The following is a 12,168-nucleotide window of genomic DNA, read 5'->3' as shown; positions in this document are numbered from 1 at the left end:
CCATGGCAGCCGCCGGCCCTGATGAAGCCATTCGGCTTCAGTTTCTCGAGGAAGCTCAGGACTACCTGCAAACCATCGAGGCAGGGCTACTCAACTTTCCCTGTAGTGCATCGGTAATAGACAGCATATTGCGGGCGGCTCACTCGATTAAAGGTGGCGCTGCCATGATGGGCTTTATGTCCCTCAGTGAACTGGCGCATCGCCTTGAGGACTTTTTTAAGATTCTAAAAGCGCGCCCCTGCGACAATTTGGAGATTCAACAGCTGCTTTTGCATGCCACCGATCAACTGCAAGCTTTAATCAGCCTCCATCGGCAAGGGGCTGAAGTCGGTGCGGATTGGTGGCACACCCAAGTGGAGCCGATTTTGAACGAGTTGCAGGGACGATTGGGGGACCCCACGGCGGAGGATGATCTGGCGCTCCTCAGCGGCGATGACGGCCAGCAGATGCGGGTGGTTCTCTTTGAAACCGAGGTGGAAGCCTGCCTACAACGCTTGGAAACCGTGCTGCAAACGCCCGGCCAACCCTGCCTCAAGGAGGAACTGGCGATCGCTGCCCAAGAGCTGGAAGGCCTTGGTCAAATGCTGGAACTGCCTCAATTTGCCGAATTTTGTGCCTCCGTTAGCACCTATCTGGAGCAACCCAACTGTGATGTCAGTCAAGTGGGTGCCAGTATTATCCAACAATGGCGGCGCTGCCAAGCCCTCGTGATCACCGGTCAACTGGACGCCCTGCCCACGCGCTTGGAAATCCCCGAAACCGAGGACGAGGAAACCGTGATTGATTTACCCCTGGCAAACCTCAATCAGGAATTAGGGGTCGAGGACTTTGCCAGTGCTGAGGTTGAACCCGTCTCCTTGGGGGATTTATTGTCCCCCCCATCCACTCCTACAGAAGCACCTTCCCCTGCTCCAGAGACTGAGGCGGCTCCAGTGAAGCCCCAAACCCAAGAACCGAAGGAAATGACCGTGCGAGTGCTGGCGCATCAGTTGGATCAACTGAGTGATCTAATGGGGGAGTTGCTCATTGAGTGTAACGGTCTAGATTTACAATGGGAACGGCTTCGCGAGCTACTTGCCGGTCTTAAGCAAAAAGTGAGTGCCCTTGAGCGAGCCAATTTTCGCCTCCGCACAGAGTATGACCGTGTCAGTGCCCCCCATCACTTTAATCCCCAAAATCAGCACGGCTTCGATGTCCTCGAGTTCGATCGCTACACCGATGTGCATCTGCTTTCCCAGGAGGTGATGGAAACCATTGTCCAAGTGCAGGAGATCACCGCCGATTTGGAATTGAGCCTAGAGGAGAGCGAACGCACCGGCCGTGATCTCAACCGCACCGCCAAGCAACTTCAGGCTCGGTTTACCCAAGTGCGGATGCGCCCCTTTGCGGATTTGGCCAACCGCTATCCTCGCCTCATTAGTGAGTTAAGTCGTGAGCATGGCAAAAAGGTCAACCTCGTCATTGAGGGCAGCCATGTTCTTATCGATCGCACCGTGTTGAGTGTGTTGGCCGATCCCCTCTTGCACCTTGTCCGCAATGCCTTTGATCATGGGATCGAGCCGGCCGAAGAACGGCAAGCCCTTGGTAAGCCTGCGGTGGGAACGATTACCCTCAAGGCTGCCTATCGCGGCAATCGAACCGTGATTACGGTCGCAGATGATGGCCGAGGGCTGAACCCGGAGAAAATTCGCCAAACCGCCCGGCGCTTGGGCTTAGCCCAGGACTGGCTGGAAAGGGCTAGCGATCGCGACCTCTGGCAACTGATTTTTGAGCCGGGCTTTTCAACTGCCCCTCAGGTGACCAGCCTCTCCGGCCGCGGTGTGGGGATGGACATTGTGCGCACCAATCTGCGCCAAATTCGCGGCGACATCCAGATTCACAGTGTCCCCGGCCAAGGCACACGATTTACCATCACCATTCCCTATGCTCTCTCAGTTATACGGGTACTCTTGGTGGAAGCTGCAGGCATGCTCTTGGCCGTACCCACCGAAGCCATTGAAGAAATGGTGCTGGCCGATCGCTACCCCCCCATCGAAACCCTTGGCTCAACCCTAATTGACTGGGAAGGCTATCTTACTCCCCTCCTCGACCTGACCCAGATTTTTCACTTTCAGCGTCCCTATCATCCTGTGGAAATGGAGGTAGCCCCCACAATTAACGAGCCGACCCTGATGATCGCAGCTCAAGGAGAAACCACCCTCGCCATTCGTGTGGATCGCTATTGGAGTGAGCAGGAAGTCACCATTCGTCAAGTCGAAGGACAATTAGCCCTCCCCAAGGGCTTGAGTGGTTGCACAATTTTAGGGAATGGCCGCATTGTCCCTCTATTAGATCCCCTTGCCCTCTTTGATTGGTCAGAACAAGAGCGTTCCCGTGCCCCTGTAGCTAGTCCTGTTGCCCCCAGCCAAGACACCGTCCTTGTGGTGGATGATTCTGTGAACGTGCGGCGTTTCCTTGCCAGTACCCTCGAAAAAGCCGGCTATCGCGTTGAGCAGGCCAAAGATGGTCAGGAAGCGATTGATAAACTCCAAGGGGGGTTACACGTTGATGCCCTCATCTGCGATATTGAAATGCCCCGCCTCGATGGCTTTGGCGTCCTTACGCAAATTCGCCGCATTCCCCACTGCCAAAACACCCCCGTCCTCATGCTCACCTCCCGAACGGGTCAAAAACACCGCCAGCTTGCAGAACGTCTAGGGGCAGCCGCCTACTTTAGCAAGCCCTTCCGTGAAAGTGATCTCTTGGCCACCCTTGATCAGTTGATCCGCCATGCTTAGAAGCCGCCGTCGCCGTCAGAGCCAACCCGTTGTTTTAGAGCAGTTCCTGACATTTAACGTGCGGCAGGAGCAGTTTGCCGTGCCCCTGGCCCAGGCCTATCGGGTCATTCCTCTACCGCCGATTTATGGCGACCCCCACCGGCGGGGAATTGGCTTAGTTACCTATGAAAATCGCGAAATTTTAGTGATTGACATTAGCCGCTGTCTCTTTGACGATCCCCTCTCTGCTTCAGAAACACAGAAGCTTAAATTCTTACTCATTCTCCGGCCCCACTTAGAAGAGGAATGGCTCGGCCTGCCCCTCACAGACCCACCCGTGATTGAGCGCATTCCCAAAGATGCCATTCATCCCATTCCCAGTAACTATCTCCACTGGGGGAGCATTCACAACGTCAGTTCCCTCATGGTCAGCAGTCAAGAGGATCAGCATGCATCCCCCATCTTTATCCTTGATATTGCGCAAATCCTCCACACCCTAAAAGCGCGATAATGGGTACTTTCTGCAAAGCAACTTTTACCCTTGGAGGCAACTGCGCAGCCGCTTTGTTTACGAGGATTGGCAAGCAACAGCATAGAACGCCCCCAGAAGCCTCTAGCCTCGGTAACAAAACAGACCTTGTTCTAAACTCCAAGCTTTTGAGAAGCCGCTTACTCCAAGCTTAGCCGATATGTTCCCATGCAACTGCCGTACCCCGCTCAACGGCTTGATTCACCCGCTTGCCTAGCAGTACGTCATAGTATTTAGGGGGCAACCCATACCCCGGACGAATGGAGCGAATACACTCCGGCGTAATCACTTCCCCTGCGGCCATATCTTTAACAAAGTACAATGAACGGCGATACACCAGCGACTTTTTCTCCGATTCCGTGGGGCCATAGTGCACCTTGCCTAGCGCCTGATATGCCCGCTGGGTTTCCTCAACCAACAGCTTCATCTCGTGGGGTTCCAAACTAAATGCCGCATCCACACCCCCATCGGCACGACTGAGGGTAAAATGTTTCTCAATGACCGTTGCACCCAGTGCGACTGCCGCTACCGCCACACCGATGCCCAATGTATGGTCAGATAATCCGACTTCACAACCGAAAAGTTCCTTTAAGTGGGGAATGGTGCGCAAATTTGAATCCCGCGGATCAGCGGGGTAAGTACTTGTGCACTTGAGAAGAACGATTTGATCATTGCCCGTTTCCCGTATAGTGCGCACAGCCTCATCCAATTCAGCCAGCGTTGCCATACCTATGGACATAATCACTGGCTTCCCTGTCTCTGCCACCCGCCGAATTAAGCGCAAATCCACATTCTCAAACGAAGCAATTTTGTAAATTGGGCAATCCACTTCCTCTAGAAAATCAACCGCCGTCAGATCAAAAGGGGTGCTGAAGGCTATCAGCCCTAGTTCCTTAGCTTTTTGAAAGATAGGTTGGTGCCACTCCCAAGGCGTGTAGGCTTTCTGATATAGATTGTAGAGAAAATTTCCTTGCCAAAGGCTTGTTTCTTCGCGAATATAAAAGTCAGCTTTGGCACAATCAATTGTAATTGTATCTGGTGTGTATGTTTGTAGCTTTATAGCGCTAGCACCTGCCTTAGCAGCTTCTTCAACGATCTCCAGAGCTGTCTCAAGAGAACCGTTGTGGTTGCCGGACATTTCAGCGATAATGAAGGGCAGGGAGTCTTTAGCAAGATCTTGATTGGCCATACTTTATTCTTCTGATAAATTCATAGGTCTATATAGTAGCATTTTAGTTTCAGAATAGCCAATATTAAATAATGGATCAAAAAAGCTTAAGAAAGACAAAAAATCTCCCTCATTCCTAAATTGTGGATATGAGTAGTTCTCTGGATCGTGGAAAAGAACCTTTTTCCCTCGTTGCTCAAAATAATTTTTGACACCGTAACTTCTGCCATTTGCTCCCGAAATGTAGATAGAGGCACCAAGCTTTTCGCATATGTTAAACAAATTTTCAACTCCCTTAGCAGGAGGTAAATCTAGCTCAGAGGCCTTTACAAAGGTGGCATCTATTTTAAATATCTGAGCAGCATTGCTAACTAATTTAATAAGAGTGCTTGAGTAACTAGAGTTAGTCTGATTGATTATTTCTATAACGCCATCATAGTAATTATGGATATATGAATCGTTAAAAAAAGGATGCTTTTTATATGCCTCCTTAATTTTTCGCTGGTGCTCTTCTACCCAATTAAAATCTAAAATATAAGAATTGCAAATAATTTCAAATTTTGATGAACGAACTGGAATTGTCAACCATTTTCTCGATGATCCTATTAAAATTTGGTTCCTGTTTTCAAATCCACGATACTGACGCTGCACATTATCTAAAAATACAAAAACATCTGCTTGGTGAATTCTCTGTAAGTAACTCAATATGGGTAAGTATCTGGGTTGGGAGATTACAATTCGGGTCATAACTTTTCGGCTATTACTTCCCACTCAGCATGAATGTCACATTTCTTTAATAGATTGGAAATAGTAAGATGCTTGATTTGATTAAGTTTCCATCGTTGCTCTGCAAACAGCTTAAGTATCATATCCTTGGTATAAAAGCATACTTTACCTGTTCCTGCGATACTTCCAACCACTACATCGACATAAGTCTCATTATCAGAAAAAAGTAACTTTGGAAAGGATGAGTGCTCAGTAGAATAAGGGTTAAAGAAAAATAATCCTCCCTTTCTTAAAACTCTGTATATTTCATCAAAAGCTTCACTCACGGCTGCATAACTTACACAAGTTAACGAGCCTCGATCAAATATCAAGTGAAAGAAGTCGTTCTCGAAAGGATACTTTTGAGTAAAATCTTGACAATAAATCTGACCTGATAAACCATACTCTGCTAACTGCTGGTGAGCAATTTCAACCGCTGTCGAACTACCCTCGATTCCATAGACTCTAAACCCCTCTCGAGCAAGTGGCCACAGATTATTACCTGCACCACAACCTACTTCCAGTATTCTAATGTCATTTCTGGGAATATTTCGAGGATAATTTCTAAATATGAAGCTGATAACTTTGTCATAGGGATATCTTGCAGTTTGCTTACCTTCCCTGCGTAACTCTTCCCATAGCTGCTGAAAGTTGTCTCTTTGATCGATCATTGGTAAACCTCCAAGTAGGCTTAGACATCGATAATACTACGAACAGTCATTTGAAAGCATCCCCATTATAATAACATCCTTTCTTTGTCCACCTTTCAGCACAAACTCCTTCAACCGACCTTCCTCCTGAAAACCCATTCGCCTATAAAAGGTTAGCGCCCTCTCATTGTCTGCAATAACCTCCAGTTTCAGGGTGTGGAGCTGAGCAATATCGAAGGCCAAACGTAGAGCCGCCTTTTCAAGGAGTATACCTGCGCCGTGAACACGCTTTTCAGGATTGGCATAGATACCAAAATAGGCATTTTGATGACGAAAATCAACTCGATTTAAATATAGTACACCAATTGGTGCTTCTTGCGTGTAGAGAAGGTAGTAGAAGTCTTTTTGACTGTTAACCAATTTACGAATAAACTGGTAATGTTCCAATTTGCTAATCTCATGATCTGAGTACATCCACTGCCTGACAGTGGGATGATTTCGCCAAGACCTCACCATTTCCCGTTCTTGCAAACTAAGATGAATAAAGTTTTTGAGCCGTACGTCTCCAAGCTCTATATTTTTCTTTAACTTCTCGAATAGGGGTATCCCATCCTTGCTCTCGCATGAAAGGTTCAAAGAGGAAACGCTCTCTGTTGTAATGCTTTGTCCCCCCCCCTCTTGTTTTACAGGAGTAATTTGGCCTGTTTTGATGAGTTCCCAATTTTCCTTAAAAAGCAATTGTATTTCTTGATGTAGCTTGAGGTAAGAACTTTTTAGTGTTTCTTTTTCTTCATCAATAAACACTTCTTTTTGTAGAAGAATATCCCCTGTATCAACACCTTTATCAATAAGGTGAATTGTAACTCCCTTGGGCGTATCGTCCAAAAAACTCCAAACATTCGGATGATAGCCTCTATTGTAGGGCAATAGAGAAATGTGAAGATTGACTATTTTAGGGAAATAGATTTCCACGACTTCCTCAGGTACGAGATGCTTATAGTTGTAGCTGACTATAAAGTCAGGCTTAATTTCTTGAACAAAATCTAAGTAAATAGGCTCTCTAGTAAAAACCACCTCATCTTCTACTGTATCAAGCCACTGAGCTAGCTCTTGACTGAGTTCATTGCCACCTAGGAAGAGAACTTTCATAAAATCCTCCTAACTACTTGAAAAGCTTCAGCATAATTGCAGCCCACTTGCAATCCACGCCATTTTGCTAAACACTCTACTCCCTCGATAGACCTCGGGTGGGGATAAGATCTAATTTCAGAGCTATAACACTTCAAAGCTTCTATTTTTGCAGAAATATGCTTCTCTGATAGAAGAGAATACATATTCGGTTGAAAGCCTTGAGGATACATCCACTCGGTAGAGGACAACACTTCACAGGCATAAATTTCCTTAACAGGATGGCTGGGTTGCGGCCTCGTGGCAGTGAGCACAGCCTTGTATGTGATTTGGTGATCGATGTTTAGATCGTACTGGGAATGCGTAAAAATTATTGTTGGATGAACTTTCTCAATATATTTTTCTATTTGTTTAATAATATCTAGTAACGGCACTGTATCAAATCGGTTATCAGGCAAATGACAAAGGTAAACACCTTCAGGGTCAACCCCAATTCTCTTGTTCGCTTCAAAAGCAGAATTTTTCAAGTCAGCTAATTCCTTCGCCACTAGGTTAGGTTCTCGATGGCTTTGTCTAGAGGTAATTCCTTCCCCTAAAATCAAGGTAAATACTCTAGCGCCTTCCTCTGACAGTTTTGCAATTGTGCCACCACAGCCAAGAACTTCATCGTCAGGGTGTGCAAATACCAAGAGAACAGTAGCTGGCTTCATTTCTATCCTCGTTCAAGCTCACTAATCACGAGAGATACACCCTCACCTGTAACAAGTTGGCGACATTGACGGCCAATATGCCTCATATCGGCACAAATAAAGTCATTATAGGCTGCTCTTACTTGCTCTAAACACAAGCTACTTACCGTTTTTTGCAGACCTTGCTGATGAAGAGCTTTTGAAAACTCAAATTGATTATCGGCAACCGGAAAGACAATGCCTGTTAGACCCAAACACATTCGCTCCCAAGTGATTGAACCACCCGAACCAAAATACCAGCAACAGCGTGACATTATTTCTGCTATTTTATCTGTTTTAATGTGCAGTTTTCCGTTTGGAAAATATCTTATCTGTTTCGCCACCTGATCCTGGTAGAGGTGGTTGGCTCCAATGACCACTTCAGGTGAAAAATCACCAATTGGCCGCAGTATCTCCAAAGCTTTGGTTGTGTAGTTTTTAGGGTCTGTTCCACCAAAAAAGATAAAAACTTTTCGAGGGTCAAAGGGGAGGTGACCTTCTCTCTCTAACTTTTCCCTTGCAGCTATGAACTCAGGGCGCAGGAGAGCATACCGAGGACCTAGTAATACAGAACAGTTGGAAGGGACTAAACCACTGTAGCGGTTTTGCTGAAGTGTATAGTTTTGATCTAAAAGAACGTCACAATCATGAAACCGATTCGCTAAATCGTCAATGACAAAAATTTTCTTAGTCCACGGCCTCATCGCTTTCTCCCAATTAGCCTCTATGCCGTAGTGATCGACCACCAGCCAATCTACTTGACCTAACTTCTCTAGGGCAGCCTGCGTTTGCTGGGCATCAACTTCCGGCGGAACCCCTAGATCCTCAGATGATGTCGGCTCAGTCCCTTGGGGTAGTTCGTACACCGTGAAGCCCTTCTGGCGCACAAGGGAATTTAGATTATTAGGATGAGAACGGCAGATAAAAACACAAGTAGCCCCCTTTTCCCTCAACCCTGTTGCTAATGTTAAACAGCGCATCAGGTGACCACTGCCGATCTGAAGTGCCGAGTCAACTCGAAATACTATCTGCATTGGAAAATCCTGACTTGAGTTGCAAGGCCTTGTAGAGCAGTTCTGCCTGCTCCCAGTCTTCAAGAGTATCAATATCCACCGCCCGCCAGCGGGGAATGATATAGCCAACCCCCTGCTGATGTATGCTTACGCCGTTAAGCCAAGCCTCGGCTTTTCCCCAATAAAACTGGCCAGCGTCGAAATAAGCAGGTTCCAAATCTTGAGTACGTGCCTGCTCATACTCTGGATAGAAGGGTCTCATTTGTCCAGATGAAGTACGCTGTAAGGCTCGTTGAATTGGCGACGGAAAAGCGGAAACAGAAAAGGCATAGGGAGCACCACTGCGCATTAGTAATTCAAATGCCCCCTTCAGGTCGTTAGGTTCAAGTAAGGGTACAGTGGGGTATAGACAGCAAACCCACTCTGGAGTGCAGTTTTGTTCTCTTAGAACTTTGATAGCGTGAGCTACGGTAGGCGTTGTGCCTGTGTGGTCGTCTGCCAAAGATAAGGGTCGAAGGAAGGGAACCTCTGCCCCCCATCTGCGTGAGAGATCGGCGATTTCAGCATCCTCTGTAGAAACTACAATGCGATCAAACAAGTTAGACTCTTGAGCAGCGGCAATTGCATAGGCAATTATGGGACGACCACAAAAATCACGGATATTTTTGCGAGGAATTCGTTTGCTACCACCTCTAGCGGTAATGACTGCTATCTTCATATGTGTTAGCACTTGTAACGAGTTTTCATCGGTGCAGAGGGTTCAATCACATGACACACCCACTCTGGATACTCTCTCTGAAAGCCGGCAGCTAGGCGACCTGCCGCACCACCAACATCTAGCAAAACTCCCTTCCTTGGCAGCGCCACTTGCCTAAGTGCTCGTAAAACCCTATCCTCCGGAGGAGCTGCTATCGTGGCTCCTGCTGCATTGCGCTCGAACCAAGCATCGGCCTCTTGATTGACAAAAATAGCATCTTGCGGGTTGAGGGACGGCATAGATAGAGCATGAATAGCTTTGTACTCTATGATACCGAGTTTTATGCGTGGATGCAAAAGCAGTGCCAAGCTCAGCAACTAGAAGGACACTGCCGTAGATGGTTTCTCACGATCTAAGAACAACGCTCTGTGATTCCGCAACATTTGCGGCGGAGTCGCAATTTCTGGGCTTTGCCGGCCAAAGTCCTGAAGGGGGTGTGGCAGAGGTTGCTGCCCCTGCTTTTCCCTACACGCTTGAGCAGGTACATGATCCTGACCTCCCTTGGGATAGAACCGGCGATGAGAACAACCTAGTCTAAGGGAGTGCTTGTGTTTTCCCCTGTCTTTATCTATAGCGATCGCTTTTTGGCACATCGTTGTCGCCAGTTTCACGTGGAGCGACCCGAACGCCTGTTAGCCATTTGTCAGCATTTGCAGAGGGCATTTCCGGTAGCCGAATGGCGCGAACCTACCCCTGTCGGAGAGGGACTCACCCCTTGGTTGGAAAAGATACATAGTCGGGTATATCTAGAGCAATTGACGCAGATTGCAGCAAAGGGAGGGGGCTGGCTAGATGCCGATACTTATCTCAATGAGGAGAGCGATCGCGTGGCACGCTTAGCAGTCCAAGCTTGGCTCGATGGGGTGGATTTGGCCACACAGCGGCAACAACCCATTTTTGTTTTGGCGCGTCCCCCCGGTCACCACGCCCTACGGGAACGAGGAATGGGCTTTTGTCTGTTGGCCAATGGGGCGATCGCCAGCTACTATGCCCTGAGTCTGCCTAGCATTAAACGGGTGGCGATTCTCGATTGGGACGTGCATCACGGCAACGGTACCCAAGCACTGGTTCAGGATCATCCTCAGATTGCCTATTGTTCGCTCCATGAGTTTCCTGCCTATCCTTACACCGGAGAGGGGGGCGATCGCGGGCCACACAAGAACGTGCTTAATCTCCCGATGCCCAGAGGCGCCACCGGAGAAACCTATCGCGCCGCTTTTCAAGATCACGTCCTCCCCTTTTTACAGCAGTTTCAGCCAGATCTACTGATCGTCAGTGCGGGGTATGATGCCCACCGCGACGATCCCCTTTCTAGCATTAAGCTAGAGGAGGCCGATTATGGCTGGATGATGTGCCGCTGCTTGCAGATCACCCACCGTATTGTTGTTGGCTTGGAAGGGGGGTATAACCTTGAAGCGTTGGGGCGATCGATGGTTGCTACCGTAGCGGCGACTGTTGCTGACGGTGGTGCTCTAAAACTTCCTCATAAAGGGCAAGATATTGCTTAGCAACCACAGGATAGGTAAATTTCTCAACTGCATAGGCACGAGCTTGGGCGCACAACTGAGCATGACGCTGCGAGTCTTCTAAAACCCACTGAATGCCGTGTGCTAAATCTGTTGAATCAAAGGGCTGAGCAAGGTAGCCATTCTGCTTATGGGATATGATGTCAGGCAAACCACCGATGCTAAAAGCTACAACCGGTGTGCCACAAGCAATTGCTTCAATGGCTGTGTTGGGCAGATTATCTTGCCGTGAAGGAACAATCATAACATCGGCTGCACTGTACAACTTGCAAAGATAGTTATCATTTGTAATGTGGCCGATGTATTTCACCGGAAATCCCAAATCTTCTTTCCTAGAAGGCTGACCTTCACCAAAAACAACTAGTTGCAAGTGTTGATTTTGGCCTTGCAAGTAGCCTAAGGCTTGCTTAAGCAAATCAAATCCTTTACGAGGATCTTTGCCACCACCCATCGCTCCAAAGAGCACAATGGGTATCTCTACTGGCAAATCAAGTTCTTGGCGTATTTGCTTCTTATCATATGGCCGCCACTGTTCAGTATTGATCGGATTTGGAATTACTCTGACAGGCCAGTTTCTCATGAGAGCACTTTGCTGAACACATTCACCGAGCCACTGGCTAGGTGTGACAATATACATCGGTTTTTGCCAATACTTGCGCTTTCGTTCCCATGTCCAGCGATTCAGATCAAAACCCTTTTCATATGGAGGGCGGTTGTTAGGATAATAACCTTCTTTCCAGCGGACATCTTCCGTGTAGTGTTCTGCCCCACAGAATGCCCACATATCATGGAGTGTCCAAACAATCGGCTGCCTTAACCTAGCAACTGCCTCAATACTTAATAGATTATCTGCAATCCAATGTAGATGAATAATATCAGGTAGTAACGGTGCTAAATATGCTGCGGAATAATGGGAAAATAAGTTGAGACTGTGAAGGATTCTATTGTGTGTTCTAAATCCAGATAGCTTGACAATAATTTTAGACACATTATTAAATATCTTATGCTTAATTAGACTAAATAGATACTTATTAGAAAAAATATAAGATTCTCTCATTCGAGAAGAGGCAACAACTATTGAGGCATCACAGTCCATCTCGCGAAGAGATTGACAGACTCTTAGTGCTGCTTTTGCCGCTCCACCAATA

At 47.5% G+C, this 12,168-nt stretch carries 13 protein-coding genes; 4 read left to right on the top strand and 9 right to left on the bottom strand.

Annotation, left to right across the window (positions count from 1 at the left end; translation table 11 throughout):
- The first annotated feature begins 2 nt into the window (after positions 1 to 2).
- Together ACK4IR_RS10475 and ACK4IR_RS10470 are read left to right on the top strand one after the other, a co-directional pair.
- Positions 3 to 2,777 carry a response regulator gene (locus ACK4IR_RS10475; protein WP_409874308.1) on the top strand — a complete coding sequence of 925 codons (2,775 nt, stop codon included), beginning with the start codon at positions 3 to 5 and terminating at the stop codon, positions 2,775 to 2,777.
- Positions 2,770 to 3,267, top strand: coding sequence for a chemotaxis protein CheW (locus tag ACK4IR_RS10470; RefSeq protein ID WP_409874307.1), 498 nt, complete (start codon positions 2,770 to 2,772; stop codon positions 3,265 to 3,267). The genes ACK4IR_RS10475 and ACK4IR_RS10470 overlap by 8 nt, the downstream gene beginning before the upstream one ends.
- Positions 3,268 to 3,436: 169 nt before the next feature.
- Here ACK4IR_RS10470 and pseI read toward each other — a convergent pair whose 3' ends face one another.
- The 8 genes from pseI to ACK4IR_RS10430 are packed head-to-tail and all read right to left on the bottom strand — an operon-like array spanning position 3,437 to position 9,733.
- Positions 3,437 to 4,474, bottom strand: coding sequence for a pseudaminic acid synthase (gene pseI, locus ACK4IR_RS10465; RefSeq protein ID WP_409874306.1), 1,038 nt, complete (start codon positions 4,472 to 4,474; stop codon positions 3,437 to 3,439).
- Positions 4,475 to 4,477: 3 nt separating this feature from the next.
- Complete coding sequence (locus tag ACK4IR_RS10460; RefSeq protein ID WP_409874305.1) at positions 4,478 to 5,200, bottom strand: WbqC family protein; 723 nt, start codon at positions 5,198 to 5,200, stop codon at positions 4,478 to 4,480.
- Entirely contained in the window at positions 5,197 to 5,889 is a 693-nt protein-coding gene (locus ACK4IR_RS10455) for a class I SAM-dependent methyltransferase (protein ID WP_409874304.1), read from the bottom strand. Before ACK4IR_RS10455 ends, ACK4IR_RS10460 begins: the two co-directional genes overlap by 4 nt.
- 36 nt (positions 5,890 to 5,925) lie before the next feature.
- Positions 5,926 to 7,017, bottom strand: a complete 1,092-nt coding sequence (gene pseH, locus ACK4IR_RS10450) for a UDP-4-amino-4,6-dideoxy-N-acetyl-beta-L-altrosamine N-acetyltransferase (protein ID WP_409874303.1) — start codon at positions 7,015 to 7,017, stop codon at positions 5,926 to 5,928.
- Entirely contained in the window at positions 7,014 to 7,706 is a 693-nt protein-coding gene (locus ACK4IR_RS10445) for a PIG-L deacetylase family protein (protein ID WP_409874302.1), read from the bottom strand. The genes pseH and ACK4IR_RS10445 overlap by 4 nt, the downstream gene beginning before the upstream one ends.
- 2 nt (positions 7,707 to 7,708) lie before the next feature.
- Positions 7,709 to 8,758, bottom strand: coding sequence for a UDP-2,4-diacetamido-2,4,6-trideoxy-beta-L-altropyranose hydrolase (pseG, locus tag ACK4IR_RS10440; RefSeq protein ID WP_409874301.1), 1,050 nt, complete (start codon positions 8,756 to 8,758; stop codon positions 7,709 to 7,711).
- Positions 8,736 to 9,455: a pseudaminic acid cytidylyltransferase gene (gene pseF, locus ACK4IR_RS10435; RefSeq protein ID WP_409874300.1), complete on the bottom strand. Its 720-nt coding sequence runs from the start codon at positions 9,453 to 9,455 to the stop codon at positions 8,736 to 8,738. Before pseF ends, pseG begins: the two co-directional genes overlap by 23 nt.
- A gap of 5 nt (positions 9,456 to 9,460) precedes the next feature.
- Complete coding sequence (locus ACK4IR_RS10430) at positions 9,461 to 9,733, bottom strand: hypothetical protein (protein WP_409874299.1); 273 nt, start codon at positions 9,731 to 9,733, stop codon at positions 9,461 to 9,463.
- A gap of 98 nt (positions 9,734 to 9,831) precedes the next feature.
- Between ACK4IR_RS10430 and ACK4IR_RS10425 the strand changes: the two genes are divergently transcribed.
- Positions 9,832 to 10,032 carry a hypothetical protein gene (locus ACK4IR_RS10425; RefSeq protein WP_409874298.1) on the top strand — a complete coding sequence of 67 codons (201 nt, stop codon included), beginning with the start codon at positions 9,832 to 9,834 and terminating at the stop codon, positions 10,030 to 10,032.
- A gap of 10 nt (positions 10,033 to 10,042) precedes the next feature.
- Entirely contained in the window at positions 10,043 to 11,002 is a 960-nt protein-coding gene (locus ACK4IR_RS10420; protein WP_409874297.1) for a histone deacetylase, read from the top strand.
- Here the strand turns inward: ACK4IR_RS10420 and ACK4IR_RS10415 are convergent.
- Positions 10,932 to 12,168, bottom strand: a 1,237-nt coding sequence (locus tag ACK4IR_RS10415; RefSeq protein WP_409874296.1) for a glycosyltransferase family 4 protein, incomplete at its 5' end; no start/stop codon positions are given. The two genes, ACK4IR_RS10420 and ACK4IR_RS10415, sit on opposite strands and share 71 nt — an antisense overlap.

It is taken from the genome of Thermosynechococcus sp. (assembly GCF_046299635.1).
Taxonomy (GTDB): Bacteria; Cyanobacteriota; Cyanobacteriia; order Thermosynechococcales; family Thermosynechococcaceae; genus Thermosynechococcus.
The sequence above is the reverse complement of the archived record's forward strand: the minus strand, read 5'-3'. Positions and strand labels throughout refer to the sequence as shown.